We start from the raw sequence: 26,892 nt of genomic DNA, 5'->3' as shown, positions 1-26,892 counted from the left end.
ATACTCGACGCGTATATGCCTCGTTTCGTCGGTATGATTTTAACGAGCGTTTGCAATAGCTTAATTTTATCAATATAATTTTTCCAATAGCTACGCGCTAACTACTACGGAAATCGGACTAACCACCAGTCTGGAACCGCTTGAACTGAGTTCTACCTAAATCATTCCAAGCATGGCTTCATCCCTACCATTCAAAATTTTTGTGGTCGAGGACAACGAGTGGTATGGCGAACTGCTGCAGCATCGCCTGGGCCAAAACCCCGACCACAGCGTATACCGATTTACCACCGCCCGTGCCTGCCTCGACCAGCTCGGCGAGCTGCCCGACCTCATCACCCTCGACTATTCCCTGCCCGACAGCAAGGGCGAGCAGGTACTCCGGCAAATCCGCGAGCGGCTGCCGGCCACCGAAGTCATTGTCATTTCGGGCCAGGAGGACGTGAACACGGCCGTGAGCATGCTGCGCCAAGGCGCCTACGACTACCTGGTGAAGGACGAAAACACGCTCGACCGCCTCTGGAACATAGTGGGCAAGGTGAGCGAACAGGCCAGCCTGCGGCGCGAAAACAACCGCCTGCGCCAGCAGATAGGCGCCCGCTACAACCCTGGGCAGGCCATTCTGGGCGAGCACGCTTCGGTGCAGCAGGTGCATTCCCTCATTGCCAAAGCCGCCCGCACCACCATCACGGTGAGCGTGAGCGGCGAAACGGGCACTGGCAAAGAGCTGGTGGCCAAAGCCATTCACTTTCAGTCGGGCCGGTCCAGCCAGCCATTTGTGGCCGTCAACATGGCCGCCATCCCCCGCGAGCTGGTGGAGAGCGAGCTGTTTGGCCACGAGAAAGGCGCCTTCACGGGCGCCGTGGCCCGGCGCGTGGGCCGGCTGGAAGAAGCCAACCGCGGCACGCTGTTTCTTGACGAAATAGCGGACCTTGACCTGAGCCTGCAGGCCAAGCTGCTGCGCGTGCTCCAGGAACGGGAAGTCACGCGCGTGGGCGGCAACCAGTCGGTGGCCTTTGATGTGCGCCTGATTGTGGCCACCCACCGCGACCTGCTGGCCGAAGTGCAGGCCGGCCGCTTCCGCGAAGACCTTTACTACCGCCTGCTGGGCCTGCCGGTGGCCCTGCCCCCGCTGCGCCAGCGCGGCAACGACGTGCTGCTGCTGGCCGAAGCCTTCGTGCGGGAATTTTGTGCGCTCAACAACCTCACGCCGCGCCAGCTCTCCGAAGGAGCTCGCAGCCTGCTCATGAGCCATGCCTTTCCGGGCAACGTGCGGGAGCTGAAAGCGGTGGTGGAGCTGGCCGCAGTGCTAGCCGACGGCGAACAGATTCAGGCCACCGACTTGCCCTTGCGCGAGGGCCGCGCCGCCGTGAGCGCGAGCAGTCAGCTTTCCTTGCGTGACCAAACCACGGCCATTGTGCAGAATTGCCTGGACGAGATGGGTGGCGACGTGCTGGCCGTGGCCGCGAAGCTGCGCATTGGCAAGTCCACCATCTACCGCATGCTGCAGCAGCGCGAGCTTCACTTGGCCTGAAACCGGAAACGACCGGCGCTATTGCCTTTATTTACGTCTGATTCCTCCCGTTTAGCCGAGCTCCTGCCTTATGCGCCCTCGTTTTCCCCGCCGGGCGGCGGTTCCGGCCGTGCGCCGAGTAGCTGCTCGTATAGCCCGCACCACGGCCAGCAGCACCGTGCCCGCAGTGGAAAGCGGCGGCAGCTCGGCGCCCCTCTTTGGCAATGGCCTGGCCGACCGGGTGCCGCTCATCCTGTTCAGCTACGATGTGGAGCACCAACACCTGCTGCACTGCAACCGGCACTGCCATACAGTGCTGGGCTATTCCAGCCAGGAGCTGCTAACCATGGGCCAGGCCTTGGGAAAAACCATGCTGCACGCCGACTCCCTGGCCCATTTCCAGCGCAACGACCTGCACCACGTGCTGGCCGGCAACCGGGCCCTGACGTGGGATTGTCGCTTCCGCCACCGCGACGGCAGCTGGCGCTGGCTGCGCATCCGCCTCCGGGCCAGTGGTTTCGGGCCCAATGGCCAGGTACGCGAAGTAATGGGCAGCGCCGAGGACGTGACCCGGCACCGCGCAGCGGTGGAAAACCTACGCCAAAGCCGCCACCTCCTGCGCCAGGTAGTAGACCTGGTGCCGAACCTCATTTACATCTACGACCTGCGCGAGGAACGCAGTACGTACTCCAACCAGCGCATTGACCAGTTCCTGGGGTTCAGCAGCGCAGAGCTGATGGAATTCCGCGACGATACGCTGCTGCCAAGCATTGTGCCCGAGGACACGCTGGTGCAGCTGCGGGCACATTTCCAGGAAGTGGCCCAACTGCCCGACGGCGCTACCCTCGCCCTGGAGTTTGCCGTGCAGCACCGCAACGGCACCACGCGCTGGCTGCGGAGCGCCCACACGCCCTTTGCCCGCGATGCCCAGGGCCAGGTAACAAGCATTATTGGCGTGGCCGAAGACGTAACGGAGCGGCGGGCAACCGATGCCCAGAGCCAGGCCGCCGCCGATAAGCTGGCCGAGCAGCACCGCCTGTTTCGCCAGGTGATTGACGCCCTGCCCCACCCCGTTTACTTAAAAGACGGCCACGGCAACTACCTGCTGGCAAACCGCGCCATGGCCGCCCTCTACGGCATGACACCCGATGAACTGGTGTGCTACGGCGAAACCAACACACGGGTGGTATACAACCCCGAAACAGACCGCTACCTCAGCCAGGACCAGCAGGTACTGGCCACCGGCCAGGACCTGACCCTGGAAGAGTGCTACACCTACCCCGACGGGGAGGTGGCGTGGTTCAGCAGCGTGAAGCGCCTCTTTGTGCGCTCCGACGGCACGGCGCAGGTACTGGGCGTGGACAGCAACATTACCGAGCTGAAGCTGATGCAGCGGGCCCTAGAGGCGGCGGTGGGCGAAGCCGAGGTGGACTCCCAGGCCAAGCAGGACTTCCTGGCCAACATGAGCCACGAAATCCGGACCCCGCTGCACGGCATCCTGGGCCTGACCAGCATATTGGCAAAAACCTCGCTCAGCCGCAGCCAACACGACTACCTGCGCCTGCTGAGCGAGTCGGCGGAGCACCTGCTCACGGTGCTCAACGACGTACTGACGACGGCCCGTCTCGGCGCCGGAAAGCTGCGAGCTGAGGCCCAGCCCTTCAGCCCTGAGGATTTGCTCATGGGCTGCGCCGCGCTGCTGCGGCCGCAGGCCCGTAAAAAAGGCCTGCGCATGCGCGTGGACAAACCCACGCACCTGCCCCGCCTGTTAGGCGATGCCCACCGGCTGCGGCAGGTGTTGCTGAATTTAGTGAGCAACGCCATCAAATTTACGGATGCGGGCCAGGTGCTGCTGCGCTGCCGCCACGTGTCGGCTCCGCCCCGGCATTCGGAGCCGGCGGGCACCTTGTGGCTGCAATTCACGGTGAGCGACAGCGGCGTGGGCATAGCGCCCGAAACCCTGGACAAGGTATTTGAGCCGTTTGCGCAAGCCGCCGCCAGCACCGACCGCGAATACGGCGGCTCGGGGCTGGGCCTGAGTATTTCCGAAGGCCTCGTGACCCTAATGGGCGGCGTGCTGCGGGTGACCAGCGAGCTGGGCGAGGGCAGCACCTTTGCCTTTACGCTGGCCTTCCCGCCAGTGCCCGAAGCCGAGCCCGATAGTACAACAGCTCTGGCCGCGACCACTGCGGCCCCGGCCATTGGCCGCGTGCTGCTGGTAGAAGACAACATGGTGAACAGCCTGCTGGCCGAAACCGTGCTGCGCAACTGGGGCTGGCAGGTGACCACGGCCGCCAGTGGCCAGGCTGCCATTCAGTTGTTCGAGCAACGCCCGTTCGACCTCGTGCTGATGGATATTCAAATGCCTGTTATGGACGGCGAGACCGCCGCCCGTGCCCTGCGCGAACACCCTAATGCCCTCAAAGCCGCTACGCCCGTCATTGCCCTCACGGCGCGGGCCCAGGCGGGCGAGGCCGAACGCCTGGTAGCGGCTGGCTTTGCAGGCTATCTTGCCAAGCCTTATCGGGAAGAACAGCTTCTTCAGGCCATGCAGGCTGTTTTGACCCGCCACACTACGCATACCACTTCCTTAGTGCCTCTCACACCTGCCGCTATGTCCTCTGCAACCCCTCTATACAACTTAAGCAACGTGCGCCAGTTGGTGCGCGGCGATGAAGCCATTATTCGACGTCTTGCCTGGGCTTTCATCGAAACCACGCCCGCCATTCTCACCGCCCTCGACGAAGCCCTGATTAAGCCCGACTGGGAAGCCGTGGGCGACGCCGCCCACCACCTCAAAAGCTCACTCGACGGCTTGGGGGTAGAAAGCCTGCGTCACACCATTCGGGAAGTAGAAGCCTACGGAACCACCCCGCCCGCCCCCAAGCAGGCCGCTGAGCAGGTGGCCCAGGTGCGTGCCGTGACCGAGCAGGTAATGGCCGAGCTCCAGCAGGAGTTCCCGGAACAGCAATAGCCCTTCCAGCGTTGTGATGTCCGAGCGGGTTGGCTGAGCGTCAACCTGCGCCTCTGCCCCTCCCCTTATCCTTACATGAGCGAATCTTCAGCACTGCCCCCCATTCAAACCAATACCCTTGTGATTGGGGCTGGCCAGGCGGGGCTGGCCGCCGCGTACTACCTGCAGCAGGCCGGCATCGACTTTCGAGTGCTGGAAGCCGCGCCCGCGGCAGGTGCCGCGTGGCCGGCCCGATACGATTCGCTGCGGCTGTTTTCGCCGGCCTGGGTGAGCGGCCTGCCGGGCCTGCCCTGGCCGGCCACCCCCCTGCATTACCCTTCCCGCGACGAAACCACCGCGTACCTGCGCAGCTACGCGGCACACTTTGCGTTTCCCCTGGATGTGAACCAGCGCGTGACCCAGCTGACTGCTTCCACCAGCGGGGCGGGCTATGCCGTGTGCACCGCCGCCGGCCGCACCTACCATGCCAGCCGGATAATTGTGGCCACGGGGCCTTATACCACACCCAAGGTGCCGGCCTGGGCCACAGATATGCCGGCCGCGGTAACCCAGCTGCCCAGCCGCGACTACCAGCGCCCCACTCAGCTGCCGGGCAGCGGCCCGGTGGCAGTGGTGGGCAGCGGCAACTCCGCGTTGCAGATAGCCGCCGATGTGGCCGCTACCGGCCGCCCCGTGTTTGTGGCTTTTGATGAGCAGACCCCGGCCATGCCCAACGGCCAGCTGATGTGGGCTGGACTTGTCCTTACCGGGCTGCTGGCCGTGTCGCGCCACTCCTGGCTGGGCCGCAAGATGATCAGCAACCCGGAGCCGGTGGTGAGCGGAGATTTGGAAAAGCTGCGCGGGTTTGCAAACGCGCGGTTTATTGGCAGGGCCGATGGCGCGCTGCCAACCGGTGCCATACAAGGCCGGCAGGTGACTACTCCTCCGCTGGACGCGGTGGTGTGGGCCACGGGCTACCAGCCCGATTATTCCTGGATAGACCTGCCTGTTTTGGAGGCCGATGGCCAGCCCCGCCATTACCGGGGGCTCACGGAGGCACCGGGGGTGGCTTTTTTGGGGCTCGACTGGCTGGACAGCCGCCGCTCGGCGCTGCTCAATGGGGCCGGGCCCGATGCCAAGCGGGTTGTGGCCAGGTTATTGCAGATGCCCTAATGTTATTGAAACCCCGGCCCGGCTTTCCGGGTTGAGTAAACCAGAAACAGCCCCCAGTAAGGGTCCGTTTTCATTCACCTGATTCGCCTATACCATTATGGTTATTGTCATGCTCGGCGTATTCGCCGCCATTTTCGCGCTCATTTCCGACACACTCTCTTCTGCCAAGCCCAAGCTCGCTCCCGTACGCGTTCGGGTGAAGTAGTATTAATTGCAGAAACAAGTCACAAAAAAAAGCAGCTCCAGGGCTGCTTTTTTTTGTGAATAACGTGTTGATGGTTTGGCTCCTTAGCGAATTACCAGCTTGCACATCTGGCTGGTGTTGTTGGCTTCGAGACGGACGTAGTACAGGCCGTTGGCAAATTTGCTCAGGTCCAGCATTTTGGTGTAGCGGTCGTTCATTTCGGTGAGCGTTTCGCGGTACATCACCGACCCAATGACGTTGAGTACGCTCAGCTGCACTTTTTTACCCTGCAGGTTATTGATGGTGAGGTGCACGATGCCGGTGCTGGGGTTGGGGTACAGCAGCAGGGTTTTATCGTCGCCGGGTTTGGTTTGCTGGCCGGGGCGGCTCAAGGTAGCTGCCGCCGCCGGGGCGTTGAACAGGGTGCCCAGACTGAGGCCGAAGCACATGAAAAAAATCAATGGTAATAGTAAGCGTTGCATCATAGTAATAATTAGAGGTCGGCAGAAACAAGCGCGGGGCGCTCAGGATTAACGAGTGGCGGCGGTTTTAGTTGGCAAAGGTAGGACCATGAACCCGCAAGCGCTAGTAATATATGCAGAAACTTCGATAGATTACGCTAGGCCGCTGTTCATGGTTCTCTCTTTTTTAACATTTTAAGTGGATATTTTAATGATTGGCGGCGGACTGGCCGGGCTGGCTGCCGCTTTGGATTTAGCGGGACGCGGGCACCGGGTGGCGGTGGTGGAGCGCAAGCAGTACCCATTCCATAAAGTGTGCGGCGAATACGTGAGCAACGAGGTGCTGCCCTACCTGCGGCGCCTCCACGCCGACCCGGCCGCACTGGCCCCGGCCGCCATTGAGCAGTTTCTGCTGTCGTCGCCGGGCGGGCGCACGCTCACGGCCCGGCTCGACCTGGGCGGGTTTGGCGTAAGCCGCTACGTGCTGGACGATTTTCTGTACCGCCTGGCCCTGGCGCGGGGCGTTACGTTCTACCTGAAAAATACTGTGACGGACGTGGCCTTCGACGCCGCCACCGACCAGCACCACGTGACGCTGGCCGACGGCCGCGTGCTCACGGCCCGCGTGGTGCTGGGCACCTACGGCAAGCGCGCCAACCTGGACCGGCAGCTGCAGCGCTCGTTTTTCGCGCAGCGCTCGCCCTACCTGGGCGTGAAATACCACTTGCGCCTGCCGGGCTTTCCCCGCGATGTCATCGCCCTGCACAACTTTGCCAACGGCTACGCGGGCATTTCGGCCATTGAGGAAGACAAGCTGTGCTTTTGCTACCTCACCACCCGCCAGAACCTGAAGAACCACGGCACCATTCCGGCCATGGAGGCGGCGGTACTAAGCAAAAACCCGCGGCTGCGGGAGATTTTGGGCGCGGCCGAGGTGCTGTACCCCCAGCCGGAGGTCATCAACGAAATTTCATTTGCCCCCAAGCAGCCGGTGGAGCAGCACGTGCTGATGTGCGGCGATGCCGCCGGCCTCATCACGCCGCTATGCGGCAACGGCATGGCCATGGCGCTGCACGGCGCGGCCCTGGCGGCCGCAGCCGCGCACGGTTTTTTGGCCGGCACCACTGCCCGCGCCGCCATGGAAGCCGGCTACGCCCGCGCCTGGAACGCGCAGTTTGGCAGCCGGCTACGGGTGGGCCGCACGGTGCAGAAGCTGTTTGGCGGGCCCGTGCTGAGTGAGCTGGTGGTGGGCGGGCTCCGGCACTGGCCCGGCGCCGTGCAGGCCCTGATGAGCCGTACGCACGGCCAGGCGTTTTAGGTAAAGGCAGCCCTTGCAGCACGGTCCGGCGCCCGGGAAAGGCCAGAATGTTATGCAGCTTATTTAATCTAACCACCGCGCAAAAACGTTTGTTCTACCGTAGGTAGGCACTACCGATGCGCGGGCCTCCGTACATTGAGCTGCCCGAACGAGTGTCCCTCCCCCAACTTTCGAATCTGTAATTCATCCCGAATGCCGAGTTACCTAGGTGCCATCGGCACTGCCAATCCTGTACACCGCATCGCCCAGCCGCAAATAGCCGATTTTATGGCCCAGGCGCTGGATTTTGGCGATAATGACGCGCGCAAACTGCGGGCCCTGTACCGGGTGTCAGGCATTGAGCACCGCTACTCGGTACTGCCCGACTACGGCCGCCCCAACGGCGAGTACACGTTTTTCCCCAACACGCCCACTCTGGAGCCCTTTCCCAGCGTGGGGCAGCGCATGGCGGTGTACCGGCGCGAGGCTTTGCCCCTGGCCACCGAAGCCGTGCGCAACTGCCTGCGCCAGGTGCCCGGCGTGGCCATGGCCAGCATCACGCACGTGGTGACGGTGAGCTGCACCGGCATGTACGCGCCGGGCCTCGACATTGAGCTGGTGCAGGCCCTGGGCCTGCGGCCCGATGTGCGCCGCACCTGTGTGAACTTTATGGGCTGCTACGCCGCCGTGAACGCCGTGAAGCTGGCCGACGCCTTTTGCCTGGCCGATGCCAACGCCCGCGTGCTCATTGTGAGCGTGGAGCTGTGCACCCTGCATTTTCAGAAGAGCCCGGAGGAAGACCACCTCATCAGCAACGCCCTGTTTGGCGATGGCGCGGCGGCGTGTCTGGTACAGGCCGAGCCCCTACCCGATGGCGCGCCCAGCCTGGCCCTGCAGGCCTTCCACTGCGGCCTCGAGCCCGATGGGCACGACGACATGGCGTGGCACATCAACGACTTCGGGTTCGAGATGACCCTGTCGAGCTACGTGCCCAAGCTCATTCAGCGCGGCATTCGCCACCTCACCGATGGGCTGCTGCAAAGCCTGCCCGTGGAGCTGGCCGATGTGCGGCACTTTGCTATCCATCCGGGGGGGCGCAAGATTCTGGAAACCATTGAGGCCGAGCTGGGGCTGAGCCGCGACGACAACCGCCACGCCTACCGCGTGCTGCGCGACTATGGCAACATGTCGTCGGCCACGGTGCTGTTTGTGCTGCGCGATGTGCTGGCGCACTCCACGCCCGCCGAGCACGGCGCGCCGGTGCTCAGCTTCGCCTTCGGGCCGGGGCTGACCATGGAGGCCATGCTGCTGGAAGTGGTGCACGAGGCGGCCGGCACTGCGGTGAGCAGCAAGGCCAGGGAGTCGGCGGAGGTCGTTTAATTTCCACACGCCGTGAATCTCACTGCCCGCGCTTCCGGCCCCGAGCTGATGGACGACCTGACGCTGGCCACCGATGCGCTGCGCCAGAACCTTGATGAGCTGGAAACCATCAATACCTGGCTGGGCGGCTACCAGCCGGTGCTTAATGCCCTGGACCGCCTGAGAAGTCGTTTCTCACAGGGCAAGCCGCTGCGCCTGGCCGACCTGGGCAGCGGCGGCGGCGACACCCTGCGGCACGTGGCCCATTGGGCCCGCAAGCGCCGCATACCGGTTGCCCTCACGGGCATCGACGCCAACCGCTTTATGCTGGATTACGCCGCCGCCAAGAGCCGGGAATATCCGGAAATCAGCTACCAGCAATTCGATATTTTTTCCGCCGAATTTCAGGCTCAGCCCTACGACATCGTCACTTGCAGCTTGTTCTGCCACCATTTCGAGGACGATGAGTTGGTGACGCTGCTGCGGCAGTGGCAGCAGCAGGCGCAGGTGGCGGTGGTGATAAACGACCTGCACCGGCACTGGCTGGCTTACCACAGCATAAAATGGCTCACGCGGCTGCTGGGCGGCTCCTACCTGGTGCGGCATGACGCGCCGCTGTCGGTGGCCCGGGCCTTCCGGCGGCAGGACTGGGTGGCGCTACTGGCGCGGGCGGGCATCCGCCACTACAAGCTCCGCTGGCGCTGGGCGTTCCGCTGGCAGGTGATTATTTTTAATTAACAGGGAGCAGACAATTGCTGGCGCGCGTCTGCGACGCGCTGCCGACTGGCGGCGAGCCTGCGGCTCGGGTTGGGGGCCGTTGGCAGGACCCGCTATCAGATGTTCGCCCCCGCGTCGCAGACGCGAAACCAGTCGGCAACGCGTCGCAGACGCGCGCCAGCAATTGTCTGCCCCTGCTCATTAATAAAGTGCGGCGGCGCGCGGAAAGTATTGGCGTGGGCTTCCACAATGTCGAGGATGCGCTCGGAATAGCCGCCACCCATGCACACCACCACGGGCAGGCGGTGGCGGTGGCAGAGGCTGAGCACCATCTCGTCGCGCTGGCGGCAGCCGGCGCGGGTGAGGCCCAGGTGGCCCAGCTTGTCGGTAGCCAGCACGTCGACGCCCGCCAGGTAAAACACGAAATCGGGCTGCACTTCATCCAGCAGGCGGGGCAGGGTTTCGCCCAGCAGCTGCAAGTAGTGGGCATCGTCGGTGCCGTCGGGCAGGGGCAGGTCCAGGTCGGAGGCTTCTTTGCGGGCGGGGTAGTTGCGGGCGCCGTGCATGGAAAAGGTAAACACCCGCGGCTCGTGCTGGAAGATGGCCGCTGTGCCGTTGCCCTGGTGCACGTCGAGGTCTACGATGAGGATTTTGCGCACGGCGGGCATGTGCGTGAGCAGCCACATGGCGGCGGCGGCCTGGTCGTTGAGCAGGCAAAACCCTTCGCCCCGCGCCCGGAACGCGTGGTGCGTGCCCCCGGCAATGTTGAAGGCCACGCCGTGCTGCAGGGCCAGCCGCGCCGCCTCAATGGTACCGCCCAGGATGGTGATTTCGCGCTCAAACAGCGCGGCCGACCACGGAAATCCGGTGGTGCGCTCCTCCAGCCGAGTAAGCTGGCCCAGACGCAACCGCTCGTAGTAGTCGGCGGCGTGCACCAGCAGCACGTCGGCCACGGGCGGCGGCGTGGGCACAAAAAAATCGCCGCTGGTGGCCGTTCCCTCGTGCAGGAGCTGCTCGGGCAGCAGCTCGTATTTCAACATCGGAAAGCGGTGGCCGGCTGGCAGCGGGTGGGCGTAAGTGGGTGCGAAAGCAATTGGCAGCATAAAGCAGCAACGAAATAAGCGCGGGATTTGGCTACCCGGCAGTGCACAACTGCCCGGCAAAACCCACTGGCGCACCCAAACTGTGGGCCGCCTGAACCCCAGGGCGGCTCAATAAAAAACCCCCACTGCGCTAGGCAATGAGGGTTTCCGTGAGGCGTATTGGGCTCGAACCAACGACCTCCACCGTGTCAGGGTGGCGCTCTGAACCAACTGAGCTAACACCCCGGAATGCCTGCGCACTGCGTGGCGGCACGCCCAAAGGTAGCACGCAACGGCGGCAGGCGCACAGGCGGTGGCGGCTTTTTTTGGCTTTCGCCGGGGCCCTGCGGCAACCTTATGCCCCCGGTAAAGTATAGTGGCAAACGGGAATAGTAATCTTACCCTCCCTTAAGCTTCATTTTCCTCATCTTCTTTCTCCCATGAAAAAGACTCTTCTGTTTTTACTATTGGCCGTAGGTTCTTCCACGGCAGCATTTTCGCAGGCCCGCCCGGGCGGTAGCCAATCGTCGGTGGACTACACCGGCGGCGGCGTCACCGAATCGCGCAACACCGGCTTCGGCATCAAAGGTGGGTATAACTTCAACACCCTGCGCGGCGACGATATTTCGGGCATTGAGCGCCAGTCGCGCAGCGACTTGCACGGCGGGCTTTACGGCCAGTTTGGTCTCAACCAGTTTTCGTCGATTCAAGCCGAGCTGCTGTATTCGCGCCAGGGCTTTGAAGCCAACACCGGAACCGGTGCCGGCGCTTCGGCCCGCCAGCGCTACCGCATGGACTACCTGATGCTGCCCGTGATGTACGTGGGCAACTTCACCGATAACCTCAGCTTCCACGTGGGGCCGCAGGTGTCGCTGCTCACCAACATTCGCCGCGACGAAAAGACGCTGGACATCGCCGCCAACGGCTTCAATTCGTTTGACTATGGGGCCGTGGGTGGTCTGGAAGCCCGCGTGGGTCCCGCCCGCCTGGGCGCCCGCTACAACCTGAGCCTGGGCAAACTTTTTGAAGATGGCAACAGCCAGACCGGCCTCATCAACCCGTCTTTCTCCAACAGCAAGTTGTACAACAGCCTCGTGCAGCTGTACGTAGGCATCGGCTTTACCCAATAAGCCTGGCTGCTCAATTTATTCCCAAAAAAGGAGGCTGCATAAGCCTCCTTTTTTTGTGGGCGTGCTGCACCCCGTTCGGGCGGGCGGCCCACGGTGGCCACGTTGTTTACAAACTTTCCAAGGGTTGGGCTGGTATTGAAAAAAGGCCCATACAGGGCCGGCGGCTTGTGCCCATAGCGGCAATCCATTGTCGAAAGCATGCAGCATCAGGTTGGGCAATACCATCCGCATCCTGCTGCTTTCCGAGTTCTTCTTACATCCTGTTGCCCATGCTTACGCCCGCCCAGATTGCAGTCATATTTCAGGGCAATGAGCAAGTGGTGGGCCGGGGCCTGGCGGTGCTGGCGGCCTGGGCCCTGCTCAATCTGGTGGTGGGCGGCTACCTGCTGGCCCGCGCCGACCGCCGCTACGAACCGTATTATTTCCAGGCCATGAACGTGGGCTGGGGGCTGGTGAACGCGGTCCTGGCGGGATGGGGCATATTGCAGCTACGGTTTTCGGTGCCAGCGGGGTTGAGCATGGCCCACCTGTTTAGAGAGCAGTTGCTCAACGAAAACCTGTTTTTACTAAATGCCGGGCTCGATGTAGCCTACATCATGACGGGTTTTTACCTGCGCGCCCTGGGCAGGCACCCCGGCCGGAACAGGCCCGAAAGAATGCTCGGATTTGGCCGCTCGCTGTGGGTGCAGGGAGGTTTTTTACTGGCTTTTGATGCCGTGATGTGGGCGTGGCTGCATTGGCAGGGCCAGGCGTGGCTGCAGCAGTTAACTTGAAATAGTAAAACTACAATTTGACATCCCATAATGGGAAAGCCGGCCCATTTTGAGAAAACTGCCCATTGGTTCGCTTGGCAAATACCTCCATAAGCCGTGTAAATAGTGGGGTTCAACTTATAAAGCAAAACGGTGCTGCCGAAGCGCGGAATTTTGAGCAGTCCTTTTAGCCTGACTAGGCAATCAGGTGACTGCTACAACTCCTGACCGCTACTTCGCCCATGCGCCAATTCATCGCCGCCCTCGCTACTCTCTGCGCCCTGCTCACCGGCAGCTTTGCGCTGCAAGCCATGCCGCTGGACCGCACCGAAACCGTTGCCCTGACCTCGCCGGCCGGCGGCGTGCGGCTCAACGGGCTGCTCCGGATGCCCAGCGGCCCCGGTCCCTTTCCTGCGGTGATATTGCTGCCCGAGCGCGGCTCCGATGCCGATAACCCGCGTTCGGCAGATAACCAGCTGCTCAACACCCTCGCCGACTACCTCGTGAGCCAGGGCATGGCCGTGCTGCGCCTGCAGGAGCGCGGCCAGGGCGGCTCGGAAGGCTCGTTCAGCACCACTACCCTGAGCGAGCGTTCGGCTGATGCCCTTGCCGCCCTCAACTACCTGCGCACCCGGCCGCAGCTTGATGTGACGCGCCTGGGCATCATCGGCCACGGCGAAGGAGCCAACGTGGCTCTGCTGGCCGGCGCGCAGCCGCTGGCGCCCGCCTTTGTGGTAGCACTGGCAGCAGCAGGGCTGCCCGGCCGCGAGGTGCTGGCCACCCAGCCCGTGATGTACGGCAAATTTCTGGGCAACGACTCGACCGACATACAGCGCCAGCGCCAGTACCAGCGCGACCTGACCGCAGCCGAGCAGGAAGCCGCCAAAATGCGCGCCAATGGCTCCAACACCGCGCAGGTGCAGACTTACCTCGACCAGCAGCGCATGCGGCAGAAAATGGCCATTCGCCGCGACGAGGCCAGCCTCATCAAGCACCAGCGCGCCATGCTGGAGATTGTACGCCAAACGCCTGATAACGCCCAGGCTCAGGCCATTCTGACCAATATGCTGCGCCAGCGCTACCCCGGCATCGCGCCGGCCGATGTGCAAGCCAGCGTGCAGCTGCTCACCACGCCCGCTTACCGCAGCTACCTCACCTTCGACCCGCAGGCCAGCCTGGCCGGTGTGCGCTGCCCGGTGCTGCTGCTGCAAGGCGACGACGACACCGTGGTAAACCCGCTGGTGAACGTCTCGCTCCTGAAAAAAGGCCTGCACGGCAACCCCCACGTAGCCGAGAAAAACTACCCCGGCCTCAACCACGCCCTGCAGCTTACCAGCGCCATCGCGGCGGGCATGTCGCCCGCTCCCGTTTCGATTGATGCGCCAGCTGATATCCGCACCTGGATTCTGGGCCAGAAGTAAGTAACAGTGGCTCAACGGTAACGGGGCTGCTCGTTGCCAGCGTGGCTCGGTTAACCGACCACCTACTATTCAAACACAAAGCCCCGACTCTGCATAGAGTCGGGGCTTTGTGTTTGCATGCGGTTAGCACATTGCTGGCGCTGGCGGGCTAGCTGTTGCCGCCGTGCTGGGGTTCCAGCATTTCCTCCACAATCTTCTTGTTGAAGGCGGGAATGTCCTGGGGGTTGCGGCTGGTGATAAGGCCGTGGTCGCACACCACTTCGGAGTCTTCCCAATGGGCGCCGGCGTTGCGCAGGTCGGTTTGCAGGCTGGGCCAGCTGGTCACGCGTTTGCCGCGCACGGCTTCGGCTTCGATGAGCAGCCAGGGACCGTGACAGATGGCAGCCACCACTTTGCTGGAGCGGGCAAATTCGCGGATGAAGGCCACCACGTCTTTGTCCATGCGCAGGATGTCGGGGTTCATTTGCCCACCGGGCAGCACCAGCGCGTCGTAGTCGGCAGGCTTGGCATCGCCGATTACTTTATCGACGCTCACTTTGCTGCCCCAGTCCTTGGAGGGACCGTCCCAGCCCTTGATGGAGCCACTTTTGAGGGAGATGACGTGGGTTTCGGCACCTTCTCCTTCCAGGTATTTTTTGGGTTCGTCGAGTTCCGATTGCTCGAATCCGTCGGTGGCGATGATGGCAACTTTCTTGCCCTTGAGTTTGTCGCTGCTGAAGATGCTCATAGGAGGGTGGCGGTAATGGAAAGGCCGGAGATATGCCCGGGCTAGCTGCTTTACGCCCCGTGGCGCCTTTGGTTCGCCCGGCGCCGGAAGACGACTGGGGTGAAATGGGAGCAAATATTAGCAGTCCCGTGCGTTGCCGTTACGCAAAATAATGCCACAGCGCGCCGCTCGTTGTTCGCTTGCTGGCATTTGCCTGCCGCCAGTAGCTGCCGGAGCACACGGGGCGGATCTGCCCAGCTTGGCTGGCATTTTTTCCCTTTGAAATAGAACGCAGCGCCGCCGTGTATTCATTTTTTGGGGTATCTTACTGGCTATGATACGATGCTGGATGGTTCTGCTTGATTGCCGCCCTTTTTTACTAGTTTTGGTTTTGGCGCTGGTGGCTCCACTGGCGGCCTCGGCCACGCACATTGTGGGCGGCGAGCTGGATTTGCAGCACAAAGCCGGCACGGCCTACACGCTCAGCCTCAACCTGTATTTCGACGCCATCAACGGCTCCCCCGGTGCCCTAGACCCGCAGCTCACGGCCAGCATTTTCTCCAAAGCCACCAACCAGCGCATTACCGACGTGGTGCTGGTGCTGGCCGCCAATACCTTCGTAAACTATACCAGCCCGGCCTGCGCCGTGGGCTCGCTCAGCACGCGCAAGCTGGTGTACACCCGCGACATTACCCTCGACCCGGCCCTGTACAACAACCCCGCGGGCTACTACGTGGCCGTGGAGCGCTGCTGCCGCAACGTCACCATCAGCAACATTGTGAACCCTGCCGGGGCCGCCCAGGCGTTTTACCTGGAGTTTCCGGCGGTGGTGCGCAACGGGGCCGCGTTTATTGATTCCACGCCGCGCATCTTTCCGCCGCTGGGCGACTACGCCTGCCGCGGCGAGCTGTTCTACTACGATTTGGGGGCCAGGACCCCGACCAGGATTCCCTGGCCTACGACATGGTGACGCCCCTTAACGGCTTCACCTCGTCGAACATGCCGTCGGTGGCGCAGGCCGGCAGCGCGCCCTACCCCCTCATTCAGTGGAGCGCGGGTCGGAGCGCCGCCAACCAGATTCCCGGCAGCCCCGCCCTGGGCATCGACGCCCGCACCGGTCGCCTCACGGTGCGGCCGGCCAGCCTGGGGCTGTACGTATTTGGCGTGCGCTGCTCGGAGTACCGGCGCGGCGTGAAAATAGGCGAGACGCGGCGCGACTTTCAGCTGTTTGTGCTGAACTGCCCCACCAACGCCGCACCGCGCCTGCAGGCGCAGGCCACGGGCAGCCCGGCCCTGTTCCGCCCCGGCCAGGACACCCTGCGCCTGGTGCCGGGCGGCAACCGCTGCCTCACCATTCGCTACACCGACCCCGACCCCAACTCGGTGCTCACCCTGAGCAGCCGCCCGGTGAATTTCACCGGGCCCGCGCCGCTCTTCACCACCAGCCGCACCGGCACCGTGCGCGCCGCCGGCGCCCCCGACACCCTCACCACCACCCTGTGCTTCCCCGAGTGCATCGACAGCCAGGGCAAAGTGTACCTGCTCGACCTGATTGTGGCCGACAACGGCTGCAGCCTGCCCCGGCGCGATACCCTGCGCGTGGCGTTCACGGCCACGATAGCGCCCAATGCCGCACCCCGGCTCACCAGCACCTTCCCGCCCGAGCCGGCCCAGCCCACTGCGCCGCCGGCCGTAGTGCGCGTGGCGCTGGGCAGCCGCTACAGTGCCACCCTGCTGGGCACCGACGCCGACCGCAACGCCCTGGTCCTGACCGCCACCGGCGACGGCTTCGACCTGGCGGCCCGGGGCATGCGCTTCACCGCCCAGAATGGCCCCGGCGAGGCCACCGGCCTCTTCACCTGGGACCCCAACTGCGACGCCGGCAGCAGTACCGTCACGTCGCTCACCGTGCGCTTCCGGCTCACTGAAACCGGCCCCTGCGTGCCCATTCCAAAGGAGCGGGTGGTGCGGTTTGAGCTGGTGCCCGAAAAGGATTCGGTTGCTTTCCGCCCGCCCAACATCATCACGCCCAACGGCGATGCCAAGAACGACTTCCTCAGCATGCCCGACCTGCCGGCCGATTTCTGCGGGCGCAGCTTCGCCGGCATCACCATCTACTCCCGCTGGGGACAGGTGGTGTACCAGTCGCCCGACCGCAATTTCCGGTGGGGCGGTGCGGGCCTGGCCGGCAGCTACTTCTATCTGGTGCGCTACACCGACGGCCGCAGGTTTAAGGGCTGGGTGGAGGTGAAGCCCTAAAGTCGCAGGATAGAATCAGCCCACGGATGCATAGTCGCAACGTGTTGTTGAATGTCGGTGGTGCCGCTCGCGGCAGTTGCTCGGAGCCGAGGTGCGAAGATGCTGCCGCGTTGCGGTGGCCAGTGGCGTCGGGCTACTTTTGCTTGCCTTAACTGCAACACCTCTCGTTTTCCCGCCGTCTGTTTTTTTATGGTTCGAATTTTCCTTGCCTTCCTGCTTGCCGGCACGCTGTGCCCGGCCGCGGCCCAAACGCTTTACATGCCCCGCGACATTCAGCGGGCCTACGATAAAGGCACCCGCAGCCCTGACGGCCGCCCCAGCGCCAAATATTGGCAAAACCGCGCCCGCTACGACATCACGGTGCAGGCCGCGCCGCCCGCCCGCGACATTCGCGGCCGCGAAACCATTACCTACTTCAACAACAGCCCCGACACGCTGCGGCAAGTGGTGATGCGCTTGGCCATGAACATTCACCGGCCCGGTGCGGCCCGCGATGCCGACGCCAACCCCGACTACCTCACTTCGGGCCTCGTCATCGACACGTTTGAGGTGAACGGCCAGGGCCTGCCCGCGCCTTTTGCCGATGGCGGCACGGCCCGCAGCCTGCCCCTGGGCAAGCCTTTGGCACCCCGCGACTCCGTCAAATTCACCATTGCCTGGCACTTTCCGCTTTCGCTGGAAAGCGGCCGCGAGGGCGTTATCGACCCCAACACCTTTTTCCTGGCCTACTTCTACCCCCGCGTGGCCGTGTACGACGACTACGCCGGCTGGGACCGGCTGCCGTTTGTGGACAGCAAGGAGTTTTACAACGATTTCAACGACTACCGGCTGAGCGTGCAGGTGCCCGCCAACTACATTGTGTGGGCCACCGGCACCCTCCAAAACCCCGACCAGGTGCTGCAGAAGGCGGCAGCCAAGCGCCTGAAGCAGTCCTTCACCAGCGACAAAGTCATTCACGTGGCCACCGCCGCCGACCTGGCCAAAAAGTCAATCACCGCCCAAAACCCCACCAACACCTGGGTATGGACCGCCAACGACATTTCCGACGTGACGGTGGGCCTGAGCAGCGGCTACGTGTGGGACGCGGCCAGCGTGGTGGTGGATGCCCGCACCAAGCGCCGCGCCAGCATGCAGGCCGCCTTTGCCGACTCTACCGCCAATTTCCACCAGTCGGTGAAGTTTGGGCAGTACGCGTTGGGCTGGTTTTCGGACCCCAAAAACTGGCCCGGCGTGGCGTATCCCTTCCCCAAAATGACGGCTTTCCAAGGTTTTGCCGACATGGAATACCCCATGATGCTGAACGACAGCCCGCAGGAAGACCCCAAATTCGGCCAGTTTGTGCAGGACCACGAAATCGTGCACACTTACTTCCCCTTCTACATGGGCATCAACGAAAGCCGGTTTGCTTACATGGACGAGGGCTGGGCCACCACATTTGAGCGCCTTATCAACACCAGCCAGAACGGCGCAGCCTACGCCGATGAATTTCACAAGAAATTCCGCGTCAGCCGCTGGATAAACGACCGCAACTCAGCCCAGGACCTGCCCATTATCACGCCCAGCAGCGAACTGCGCGCCGGCTACGGCAACAACGCCTACGGCAAGCCCTCACTGAGCTACTTCGCCCTGAAAGACATGCTCGGCGATGCGCAGTTCAAGAAATCCTTGCACGCGTTCATGGCCGACTGGCACGGCAAACACCCCATTCCCTGGGATTTTTTCAACTCTTTCAGCACCACTTCGGGCCAGAACCTGAACTGGTTTTTCCAGAACTGGTTCTTTACCAATAACTACATCGACCTGGCCGTATCGGCCAGCGGGAGCACCATCACGGTGCAGAACATCGGTGGCTTTGTCATTCCCTTCGATGTAGCCGTGGAGTACACCGACGGCACCAAAGCCACCCTGCACCAGTCGCCCGCCATCTGGCAGGCCAACCAGAAGCAGGCCGTCATCAGCGTGCCCAAAGCCGTGAAGTCCGTGAGCTTGCAGCAGGGCGTTTTCATGGATGCCACCGAGCAGGACAACACCTGGACGCAGCGCTAAGCGCCGCGCCGGCCCCGATACTCCCCACGCATTGCCCCACAAGAAACTATTTCTTCTCCCGGTGAAACCACCGCCCTGAAAACAGCCGTAAATTGCCCCAAAAGCCCCACGCTGGCATCTGGCGTGGGGCTTTTGCTTAGGCTTTTCAGTATTGCCCGCTCCCCATGCTGTTACTTTTTCTGTTTCTGGCGGTCCTGCTGCTCACGTACTCCAACGGGGCCAACGACAACTTTAAGGGCGTGGCCACGCTGTGGGGCAGCGGCACGATGGCCTACCGTCCGGCTCTGATACTGGCCACCGTGGCCACGTTTGCCGGCTCCATCTGCTCGTATTTTTTTGCGGAGGAACTGATTAAAAACTTCTCGGGCAAAGGGCTGGTGCCCGATGATATTATTCAGTCGGTCGATTTTACGCTGTCGGTGGCGCTGGCGGCGGGCGTTACGGTGCTGCTGGCCACGCGGTTTGGCTTTCCCATTTCTACCACCCACGGGCTGGTGGGCGCGTTGGTGGGTGCCGGGCTGGTGGCAGTGGGCACCGCGGTGAACTTTGCCAAGCTGGGGGTCAGCTTCTTTCTACCGCTCATTCTGGGGCCGGTGCTGGCCGTGGTTCTGGGCAGCTTGGTGTATGTGCTATTTCGGCAAGGCAGACGGGCGGCAGGCATCACCGAAGAATCGTGCGTGTGCGTGGGCGACACCTGGGTGCCGGCCGCCGCCGCGCCTACCATGGCTTTCACGGCGCTGCCCACGCTGCAGGCTGGCACCGGCACCCAGGCCGAGTGCCAGAACCTCTACCAGGGCACGTTCATCGGCCTGCACTTTCAGCCGCTCATCAACAACCTGCACTACGGCAGCGCCGCGGCCATGAGCTTTGCCCGCGGCCTCAACGACACGCCCAAGCTGGTGGGACTGCTGCTGCTGTGCAAGTTCTTCGCCATGCCCGTCAATGTGCTCGTGCTGGCCGTGGCCATGGCTATTGGTGGCTTGCTGAATGCGCGCAAAGTGGCCGACACCATGAGCAAGAAGATATCGAAGCTCAACCACGGCCAGGGTTTTACGGCCAACTTGATAACGAGCCTGCTGGTAATCGCGGCCAGCAAGTTCGGCCTGCCGGTGTCCACCACGCACGTATCGGTGGGCAGCATCTACGGCATTGGGCTGGTAAATGGCACGGCCAACTCCCGGGAGATTGCCAAAATCGGGTTGTCGTGGCTGCTCACGCTGCCCGTGGCCGCGCTACTGAGCGCGGGCTTCTACTACGCCTTTCACACGCTGGGCCGGTGATGCCTCTTTCGCAAAATAACGCCACGAGAACGTCATGCTCATCTGGCGTCCGCTTGTCGAAGCATCTCTACCGCAGTAGTAATCAATGCCGATTCAACGAAGCGGTAGAGATGCTTCGACTCCGCTCAGCATGACGGTCCGCCTTACTCCAATGCCCCCCATTTACCCTCTTTACGTGAAGAAACTCCTATTTCTCCTGTTAGCCACATTTCTACCGCTGCTAACTTTTGCCCAGCTCACGACCAGCGCTTTTGAGGGCCAGATTGAGGGCCGGGACGGCGCCGGCATTCCCGGGGCTACGGTGGTGCTGACGCACGTGCCTACGGGCACCCGCAGCGGCACGCAGTCGGACCCCAGCGGCAAGTTCCTGCTCAACAACCTCAAGCCCGGCGGCCCCTACCAGGTGCAGGTGAGCTTTGTGGGCTACACCACCGAAACCAAAACGGACCTGTACCTGAGCCTGGGCAAAGTGACGCGCCAGACGTTCACACTACAGGAAACCAGCACCGAGCTGGCCGGCGTGCAGGTTACGGCCAACAAGAGCGACCCCTTCACGACCGACAAAAACGGCCAGGCCTACCACCTGGGGCAGACGGCCATCCAGAACACGCCCACCGTGAACCGCAGCCTCGGTGACCTGACCAAGCTGATGCCGCAGGGCAACAAGAACTCCTTCGGCGGCTCGAACTACCGCTTCAACAACCTGAGCATCGACGGCATGGCCACCAACGACGTGCTCGGGTTTCAGGAGCCGGCCAGCGGCGCGGCGGGCTCAGTGGCCGCGGGCACGCCCGGCGCGCTGGCCGGCACCCAGCCCATTTCGCTCGATGCCATCGACGAGATTTCGGTGGTGCTTTCGCCCTTTAACGTCACGCTGGGCAACTTCACCGGGGCCAACATCAACGCCGTGACCAAGAGCGGCACCAACCGTTTTGCCGGCAGCGTGTACAGCTACGGCCGCAACCAGGTGCTCACGGGCCGGAGCGTGGACGGCCTGCGCACGCCCATCGATAAATATTACGACATCCAGTCGGGCGCCAGCCTAGGCGGGCCCATCATCAAAAACAAGCTGTTTTTCTTCGGCAACTACGAGCTGCAGCGCCGCGAAGAGCCGGTGTCTTTCGCGCCCGGCACGCCCGGCGCCGGCGTGCCGCTGGAGGTAGCCCAGCAGGTAAGCGACTTTTTGAAGGCGCAGTATGGCTACGACCCCGGCACGTTTGGCAGCGCGTCCATCAAGCGCAACAGCGACAAGTTTTTGCTGCGCTTCGATTACAATATCTCCGACAAGCACCGCCTCACGCTGCGCGACAACTACGTGGCCGGCTTCGCCGACAACCTCGAACGCTCGCCCACGGTGCTGAACTACGGCAACCAGGGCTTCCGGCACAACAGCCAGACCAACAGCCTGGTGGCCGAGCTGAAAAGCACGTTCAACAGCAGGGTTTCCAACCAGCTGATTGCCGGTTTCAACACCGTAAACGAAGACCGCAGCTACCAGAACCGCCTGTTTCCGCACCTCGAAATCAGCTACAACGCCTCCACTATTATTTACGCGGGCACCTACCGCGAGGCGGCCATTTACGGCTCCAGCGTGAGCACCACGCAGCTAACCGACAACCTGACGGTTTTCAAGGACAAGCACACCTTCACTTTCGGCACTTCCAACGAGCTGAACAACATCGAATACCGCTTTCTGACGGCCTTTAATGGCCGCTGGCAGTACCCCTCGGTGGATGCCTTTCTGGCCAACCGCCCCACCCGCGTGCGCGGCGTGTACAACACCGAAAACAACGCCGCGGCCTTCAACAAAACCCAGCCCTCGGCCGATTACCGGGTGATGCTGCTCAGTGCCTACGCCCAGGACGACTACCGCGCAACGGACCGCCTGAGCGTGCAGCTGGGCCTGCGCCTCGACATGCAGCTGCACCCCGACAAGGTGCCCGTGAACCCGGCCGTGGCCAAAAACCCGGAGTTTGCGCAGTACCAGAACAAGTTTGGCGGTGTGCCGCAGTTCAACCCCCGCCTCAGCTTCAACTACCAGCTCAACGAGGCCAACACCGTGCAGGTGCGCGGGGGCTCGGGGCTGTTCACGGGTCGCATTCCGTTTGTGTGGTACGCCTACGCGCACTACATCTCGGGCAACCGCTACAACAACATCGACTATCGCCCTACCGGCGCCCTGCCCATTGCCGAGGACTTGTCGGCGCTGCAATCCGTGCAGCCCGGCATTGCCGAAATCAACCTGATTGACAACGATTTCAAGCTGCCGCGCGACTGGAAGTCCACGCTGGCCATCGACGTGAAGCTGCCGCATGACTTCACCTTCACGGCCGAGGGCCTGTACTCGAAAGTGGTGACGGGCATGCTGTTTCAGTCCATCAATTTCAAGGACGCGAAATCCACCTTCGCCGGCGCCGACAACCGGCCCTACTTCACCAACACCGGCAGCGCGGCCAAAATCGACCCCGCGTTTACCAACGTGTTTGTGATGCGCAACACCAACCAGGGCTACAACTACAACGCCACCTTCACGCTCAGCAAGCGCATCCAGAACCACCTGGAAGCCTACGCCGGCTACAGCTACGGCCAGAGCAAGGACATTGTGAACGGCGTGCGCGTGTCGCCGGCCGCCAACTACGAATGGAACCAGTCGCTGGTGGCCAACTCGCCCGCCCTGGCTTATTCCAACTTCGACCTGCGCCACAAGTTCATCGGCAACGTGTACTATAATCTGAACGTGCGGAGGGTAAACCTCGGGGCCAGCCTGGTGTACATCGCGCGCTCGGGTAGCCCGTTCTCGTTTGTTTATGAAGGCGATATAAACCGCGACGGCTCGGCCAAAAACGACCTGCTCTACATTCCCCGCAGCCGTGAGGAAATTGTGCTGGCGCCTATCACGGGGGCCGCGCCGGTGTCAGCAGCGCAGCAGTACGACCAACTCGACCAGTACATCCAAAACAGCCCCTACCTGTCGGGCCGCCGCGGCAGCTACGCCGAGCGCAACGCGGCCCGCACGCCTTGGGTCCAGCAGCTCGACCTGCGCCTCACCGCCAAGCTGCCCCTCACCCAGGCCGGCACCCAGCGCCTGGAAATCACCCTTGACGTACTCAACCTGGGCAACCTGCTGAGCAACGACTGGGGCCGCCAGTACTTCGTGCCGAACATCAATAACTCGGGCTACGCGTTGCTCAATTTTCTGCGTATCGAGAACAACCAGCCAGTGTATCAATTCAAACAGCCCACCAGCACGCCCTGGCAAATTGACCCCATCAACTCGCGCTGGCAGGGGCAGCTGGGCCTGCGGTACTCGTTCAACTAGCACAGCCGTCACCCTCAAAACAGAAAGGCCGACCAGTAGAACTGGTCGGCCTTTTTTGTACCGATTAAAGCAGCTGGTGGTTTATGCCACGGTACCGCCGCAACTGGAGCCAGCGCCGGCCGTGCAGCCGTAGCAATGCTGGTTCACCACAATGGCGCGCCCGGCGAGGGCGTTGGCGTCGAAGTCGCGGATGTGGCGCACGGGGCTGGCCACGTGCAGGTCCAGCATCTGGTTGAAGTCGCAGTCGTAAAGGCCGCCGTCCCAGCTCACCGAAATGGTGTCGCGGCACATTACACTGGCCGCTGCCGCCGGGTTGAAGGCGTTCACCAGCTTTTCCATGTAGCCTGCGTACTGGCCCGACTCGATGAGGTAGTCGAGGTAGCGGCTCACGGGCAGGTTGGTGATGGCGTAGAGCTCGTTGAACACGATGCCGAAATCGCGGGCCAGGGCCTTTTTGTAATCGGCCTGCAAGCCAGCCTGGGGGCCAGGCAATGATGCGCCAACGGGGTTGAACACCAAGTTCAGCACCAGGCCCGAGCCTTCCTGGCCGTAGCCCACGGCGTTGAGCATTTTCAGGGCTTTGATAGAGTCCTCAAACACGCCGTCGCCGCGCTGCTTGTCGGTGTTTTCGGCGGTATAGCAGGGCAGCGAGCTCACTACTTCCACGCCGTGCAGCTTGAAGAACTCGGGCAGGCTGTGGTACTTCTTGTTGGCCACGATGATGGTGAGGTTGCAGCGCACCAGCACCTTGCGCCCCAACAGGCTGATTTGCTCCACAAACCAGCGGAAATCGGGGTTCATTTCCGGGGCGCCGCCGGTGAGGTCCACCGTGCCAATGTCGGTTTTAGCCAGCGCATCGAGGCAGAGCTGCATCGTTTCGCGGGTCATGATTTCCTTACGGTCGGGGCCGGCATCCACATGGCAATGGTTGCACACCTGGTTGCACATCTTACCCACGTTGATTTGCATCACTGCAGGAGCCACGGGCTTCAGCGGAAAAAACCCAATACCCCGCAGCTGCTCGTGAAAGCGCGGCTGGTGTTGGGTATCGGCCACCTCCCGGCTGAGCACGGTGAGCTGGAAGGCAGAGTCGGCCAGTTGGTTGCCGGTGGCCTTGAGGGACTTAATCATGGACTCGGGAAGAGAAAAAGTTAGAAGGGCAACATGCTGCAGGCCACGGCCGGCTTAGCAGCAGCTGCCGGTAGTGTCGTCTGAACTGTTGCTGGCCGTGGTAGCTACCGGCCCACAGGGGAACAACCCAAAATGCCGGTCCTTGGCGCCGTCGAGGCGGAAGTGGGCACCGAAGCGGGTGAGGGCGAGCATGTCGGCGGTGTTGCCGCACACCAGCATGGGGCGGCCGGTTTCGAAGTGGTGGTGGTCGTCGAGGGTGAAGCCGTTGGGCTCGTCGGGCAGGGTGCCCAGGTAGGTAGCCACCTGGCCGTAGTCCTCGCATTGGTCCTCCAAAGCGAGCTTAAAGGCCCGCACCGTGAGCGAGTAGAACTTGATGTTGCCCACTTTGCGCTCAATCTCCTCGTTATCAATGGTGAGGCGGCGCTGGCTCATGAGGCGGTAGTCGTTGATGCCCAGCTCGCGCAGCAGGCGGCGGAAGTCCTCGGTGTAGAGGGCGCCACTCAGGCACTCGCCGTAGAGCACGGGGTCCTGGCGCAGGCTCTCGGAAATGCGGCGGTCGGCAAATACGTCGGCAATGAACAGCTCGCCGCCAGGCTTCAGCACCCGGAAAATTTCGCGGTAGGTGGCAGCTTTGTCGGTGCTCAGGTTGAGTACGCAGTTGCTCACCACCAAGTCCACGCTGTTGTCCTCAATGCCGGCGGAGGCCAGGTCTTCGATGTAACCGTGGCGGAACTCCACGTTGGGTTTGGCGTAGCCGAACTTGGTGGTGTGGGCGGCAATGTTGCGGTTGGCCACGGCCAGCTGCTCCTCCGTCATGTCCACCCCGATTACGTGGCCCTGCTCCCCCACCAGCTTCGAGAGCAAGTACACGTCGCGGCCCGAGCCCGAGCCCAGGTCCAGCACCGTGAGACCTTCCACGGCCGAGGGCACGCACACACCGCAGCCATAGTACTTCTCCAGTACTTCCGACTCCAGCGTGGCCAGAATGCGCTTGTGAGCGGTGGGAATATCGTCGGTGCAGCAGGCGTTGGTTTTCAGGTCCTGGCTGGTGTTTAGTTCGCGGCCGTAGTAGTCCTGTACCTGCTGCTGAATGTTTTGCTCCATGAGAGAGGAAATCGAATAGAATGGGGAATGCGCTGGTAAGCGCGGGAACGGGCGAATAGTTTCTAAGGAAGCGCTACCGCACGGGTTTCAACTGCCCTCACGGCCAGCAGAAGCCCAATGCCGCACTGCCCAGCGAAAGTTACGACCATTATGTGGCAGCGGATTGCCGCCCCGGCCACGAGCGCCCGCTTCTACCCCGCCCGCCTGCCGGCTACTGCTGCTGCTGCAAAACTGTACAGCAACGAAATAACCTGATTTATAAACAAATACCCAGGCCAATGCAGCTTGGAACACCGAGCCAAGGCAACGCGTAATTCACAAGCTACGATTCGCGGCGCAGGGCCTTGAGCTGCTGCCGCACAGTCTTTACTCGTTCGTCAAAGCCGTCGGGGTCGTAGTCCACGCCATCTACATCCAACTCCTCCAGCAGGTCCATCATGGCGTTGGCGTGGTCGGTGCGGGTGCCGGCGGGCATGGTCACAAAGGTCAGCTCCGACCACAGCAGGGCCAGCAGGCGCGTGCCGGTTTCGTCGCGCATCTGCATTTCCACCACCAGGTTGGAGTTGTCAAAATGGATAAGCTGGCTGGAAATGCGCACTTCCGTCCCCTGCCGCGCGGGCTTCAGGTAGCTGATGTGGTGCTTGGTGACTACCCAGGCCGCACTTTGCTCGCGGGCCAGCTCGCCCATGTTCAGCGAATAATGCGCCGTGGTATGGTCTTCGCGGGCATTAAGGAAATAGTCGAGGTAGCGGGAATTGTTGAGGTGCCCCAGCATGTCGCAATCCTGAAAATAGATGCGGCGGGTGGTTTCGGGCGTTTTGATGAGAGCGGACATGTGATTTCAGGAATGTAGCGGAGCGCAAAGGTCGGGAATCGTTAGTGATGCCAAACGCCGCACGCGGGGAACCTTGAGGTGGTCCAATTACGCTGGACAGTTTAGGGCGTTAGTTTGAAGAAGCTGTTGATGAGTGTGATAGGGCGTCTGATAGTCGATGCTGGAGTGTAGGC

20 protein-coding genes and 1 tRNA gene are annotated in these 26,892 nt (G+C 62.4%); 14 read left to right on the top strand and 7 right to left on the bottom strand.

What is annotated here, in order from left to right; all coding sequences use genetic code 11:
- The first annotated feature begins 172 nt into the window (after positions 1–172).
- From BEN48_RS00750 to BEN48_RS00740, 3 genes are all read left to right on the top strand, one after another.
- The gene (locus BEN48_RS00750) at positions 173–1,531 is read left to right on the top strand and encodes a sigma-54-dependent transcriptional regulator (RefSeq protein ID WP_070731972.1); all 1,359 of its coding nucleotides are present in this window, start codon (positions 173–175) and stop codon (positions 1,529–1,531) included.
- 70 nt (positions 1,532–1,601) lie between these two features.
- Complete coding sequence (locus tag BEN48_RS00745) at positions 1,602–4,484, top strand: PAS domain-containing hybrid sensor histidine kinase/response regulator (RefSeq protein WP_070731970.1); 2,883 nt, start codon at positions 1,602–1,604, stop codon at positions 4,482–4,484.
- Between the two features lie 75 nt (positions 4,485–4,559).
- A complete protein-coding gene (locus BEN48_RS00740; RefSeq protein ID WP_070731968.1) occupies positions 4,560–5,636 on the top strand; it encodes a flavin-containing monooxygenase in 1,077 nt (358 codons plus the stop codon).
- Between the two features lie 288 nt (positions 5,637–5,924).
- Here the strand turns inward: BEN48_RS00740 and BEN48_RS00735 are convergent, their stop codons facing one another.
- The gene (locus tag BEN48_RS00735; RefSeq protein ID WP_158010063.1) at positions 5,925–6,269 is read right to left on the bottom strand and encodes a T9SS type A sorting domain-containing protein; all 345 of its coding nucleotides are present in this window, start codon (positions 6,267–6,269) and stop codon (positions 5,925–5,927) included.
- 211 nt (positions 6,270–6,480) lie between these two features.
- Between BEN48_RS00735 and BEN48_RS00730 the strand changes: the two genes are divergently transcribed.
- The 3 genes from BEN48_RS00730 (at position 6,481) to BEN48_RS00720 (ending at position 9,675) form a co-directional block, all read left to right on the top strand.
- Positions 6,481–7,599, top strand: a complete 1,119-nt coding sequence (locus tag BEN48_RS00730; protein ID WP_083320626.1) for an NAD(P)/FAD-dependent oxidoreductase — start codon at positions 6,481–6,483, stop codon at positions 7,597–7,599.
- A gap of 135 nt (positions 7,600–7,734) precedes the next feature.
- The gene (locus BEN48_RS00725; RefSeq protein ID WP_317043657.1) at positions 7,735–8,958 is read left to right on the top strand and encodes a type III polyketide synthase; all 1,224 of its coding nucleotides are present in this window, start codon (positions 7,735–7,737) and stop codon (positions 8,956–8,958) included.
- A gap of 12 nt (positions 8,959–8,970) precedes the next feature.
- On the top strand, positions 8,971–9,675 hold the full coding sequence (locus BEN48_RS00720) for a methyltransferase domain-containing protein (RefSeq protein ID WP_241502125.1): 705 nt from the start codon (positions 8,971–8,973) through the stop codon (positions 9,673–9,675).
- Between the two features lie 95 nt (positions 9,676–9,770).
- On the opposite strand, the gene BEN48_RS00715 is transcribed toward BEN48_RS00720, so the two are convergent.
- The gene (locus BEN48_RS00715; RefSeq protein ID WP_083320625.1) at positions 9,771–10,757 is read right to left on the bottom strand and encodes a histone deacetylase family protein; all 987 of its coding nucleotides are present in this window, start codon (positions 10,755–10,757) and stop codon (positions 9,771–9,773) included.
- Between the two features lie 150 nt (positions 10,758–10,907).
- Positions 10,908–10,982, bottom strand: a tRNA-Val gene (locus BEN48_RS00710).
- Between the two features lie 194 nt (positions 10,983–11,176).
- Between BEN48_RS00710 and BEN48_RS00705 the strand changes: the two genes are divergently transcribed.
- The 3 genes from BEN48_RS00705 (at position 11,177) to BEN48_RS00695 (ending at position 14,039) form a co-directional block, all read left to right on the top strand.
- Positions 11,177–11,866 carry a porin family protein gene (locus tag BEN48_RS00705; RefSeq protein ID WP_070731961.1) on the top strand — a complete coding sequence of 230 codons (690 nt, stop codon included), beginning with the start codon at positions 11,177–11,179 and terminating at the stop codon, positions 11,864–11,866.
- Positions 11,867–12,135: 269 nt separating this feature from the next.
- Positions 12,136–12,639, top strand: coding sequence for a DUF6992 family protein (locus tag BEN48_RS00700; protein ID WP_070731959.1), 504 nt, complete (start codon positions 12,136–12,138; stop codon positions 12,637–12,639).
- Positions 12,640–12,860: 221 nt separating this feature from the next.
- Positions 12,861–14,039 (top strand): alpha/beta hydrolase family protein, encoded by a 1,179-nt coding sequence (locus BEN48_RS00695; RefSeq protein ID WP_070731957.1) that lies wholly within the window; start codon positions 12,861–12,863, stop codon positions 14,037–14,039.
- Positions 14,040–14,187: 148 nt separating this feature from the next.
- Here BEN48_RS00695 and BEN48_RS00690 read toward each other — a convergent pair whose 3' ends face one another.
- A complete protein-coding gene (locus BEN48_RS00690; protein ID WP_070731955.1) occupies positions 14,188–14,766 on the bottom strand; it encodes a type 1 glutamine amidotransferase domain-containing protein in 579 nt (192 codons plus the stop codon).
- Between the two features lie 364 nt (positions 14,767–15,130).
- Between BEN48_RS00690 and BEN48_RS00685 the strand changes: the two genes are divergently transcribed.
- The 5 genes from BEN48_RS00685 (at position 15,131) to BEN48_RS00665 (ending at position 23,649) form a co-directional block, all read left to right on the top strand.
- Positions 15,131–15,715, top strand: a complete 585-nt coding sequence (locus BEN48_RS00685; protein ID WP_070731953.1) for a hypothetical protein — start codon at positions 15,131–15,133, stop codon at positions 15,713–15,715.
- Positions 15,709–17,004: a T9SS type B sorting domain-containing protein gene (locus BEN48_RS00680; RefSeq protein WP_070731951.1), complete on the top strand. Its 1,296-nt coding sequence runs from the start codon at positions 15,709–15,711 to the stop codon at positions 17,002–17,004. Before BEN48_RS00685 ends, BEN48_RS00680 begins: the two co-directional genes overlap by 7 nt.
- A 189-nt stretch (positions 17,005–17,193) precedes the next feature.
- Positions 17,194–19,050 (top strand): M1 family metallopeptidase, encoded by a 1,857-nt coding sequence (locus BEN48_RS00675; RefSeq protein ID WP_070731948.1) that lies wholly within the window; start codon positions 17,194–17,196, stop codon positions 19,048–19,050.
- A 164-nt stretch (positions 19,051–19,214) separates the two neighbouring features.
- Positions 19,215–20,330: an inorganic phosphate transporter gene (locus tag BEN48_RS00670; protein ID WP_070731946.1), complete on the top strand. Its 1,116-nt coding sequence runs from the start codon at positions 19,215–19,217 to the stop codon at positions 20,328–20,330.
- A 175-nt stretch (positions 20,331–20,505) separates the two neighbouring features.
- Positions 20,506–23,649 (top strand): TonB-dependent receptor, encoded by a 3,144-nt coding sequence (locus tag BEN48_RS00665; protein WP_070732130.1) that lies wholly within the window; start codon positions 20,506–20,508, stop codon positions 23,647–23,649.
- Positions 23,650–23,730: 81 nt separating this feature from the next.
- On the opposite strand, the gene arsS is transcribed toward BEN48_RS00665, so the two are convergent.
- The 3 genes from arsS to BEN48_RS00650 all read right to left on the bottom strand — a co-directional run bounded on the left by arsS (position 23,731) and on the right by BEN48_RS00650 (position 26,719).
- A complete protein-coding gene (arsS, locus tag BEN48_RS00660) occupies positions 23,731–24,777 on the bottom strand; it encodes an arsenosugar biosynthesis radical SAM (seleno)protein ArsS (protein ID WP_070732128.1) in 1,047 nt (348 codons plus the stop codon).
- A 57-nt stretch (positions 24,778–24,834) separates the two neighbouring features.
- Positions 24,835–25,884, bottom strand: coding sequence for a methyltransferase domain-containing protein (locus BEN48_RS00655; protein WP_070731944.1), 1,050 nt, complete (start codon positions 25,882–25,884; stop codon positions 24,835–24,837).
- Positions 25,885–26,206: 322 nt separating this feature from the next.
- Positions 26,207–26,719 (bottom strand): acyl-CoA thioesterase, encoded by a 513-nt coding sequence (locus BEN48_RS00650; protein ID WP_070731943.1) that lies wholly within the window; start codon positions 26,717–26,719, stop codon positions 26,207–26,209.
- Positions 26,720–26,892 lie beyond the last annotated feature (173 nt).

Origin of the sequence: Hymenobacter glacialis (genome assembly GCF_001816165.1) — a bacterium.
GTDB classification, from domain to species: Bacteria; Bacteroidota; Bacteroidia; order Cytophagales; family Hymenobacteraceae; genus Hymenobacter; species Hymenobacter glacialis.
This window is presented reverse-complemented; position numbering and strand designations above follow the sequence as displayed.

Coding starts and splice junctions, on each gene's coding strand:
- BEN48_RS00695 (WP_070731957.1), top strand. CDS start 12,861: ATGCGCCAATTCATCGCCGCCCTCGCTACTCTCTGCGCCCTGCTCACC.
- BEN48_RS00700 (WP_070731959.1), top strand. CDS start 12,136: ATGCTTACGCCCGCCCAGATTGCAGTCATATTTCAGGGCAATGAGCAA.
- BEN48_RS00735 (WP_158010063.1), bottom strand. CDS start 6,269: ATGTGCTTCGGCCTCAGTCTGGGCACCCTGTTCAACGCCCCGGCGGCG.
- BEN48_RS00690 (WP_070731955.1), bottom strand. CDS start 14,766: ATGAGCATCTTCAGCAGCGACAAACTCAAGGGCAAGAAAGTTGCCATC.
- BEN48_RS00655 (WP_070731944.1), bottom strand. CDS start 25,884: ATGGAGCAAAACATTCAGCAGCAGGTACAGGACTACTACGGCCGCGAA.
- BEN48_RS00650 (WP_070731943.1), bottom strand. CDS start 26,719: ATGTCCGCTCTCATCAAAACGCCCGAAACCACCCGCCGCATCTATTTT.
- BEN48_RS00680 (WP_070731951.1), top strand. CDS start 15,709: ATGGTGACGCCCCTTAACGGCTTCACCTCGTCGAACATGCCGTCGGTG.
- BEN48_RS00745 (WP_070731970.1), top strand. CDS start 1,602: ATGCGCCCTCGTTTTCCCCGCCGGGCGGCGGTTCCGGCCGTGCGCCGA.
- BEN48_RS00715 (WP_083320625.1), bottom strand. CDS start 10,757: ATGCTGCCAATTGCTTTCGCACCCACTTACGCCCACCCGCTGCCAGCC.
- BEN48_RS00675 (WP_070731948.1), top strand. CDS start 17,194: ATGGTTCGAATTTTCCTTGCCTTCCTGCTTGCCGGCACGCTGTGCCCG.
- BEN48_RS00670 (WP_070731946.1), top strand. CDS start 19,215: ATGCTGTTACTTTTTCTGTTTCTGGCGGTCCTGCTGCTCACGTACTCC.
- BEN48_RS00750 (WP_070731972.1), top strand. CDS start 173: ATGGCTTCATCCCTACCATTCAAAATTTTTGTGGTCGAGGACAACGAG.
- BEN48_RS00740 (WP_070731968.1), top strand. CDS start 4,560: ATGAGCGAATCTTCAGCACTGCCCCCCATTCAAACCAATACCCTTGTG.
- BEN48_RS00705 (WP_070731961.1), top strand. CDS start 11,177: ATGAAAAAGACTCTTCTGTTTTTACTATTGGCCGTAGGTTCTTCCACG.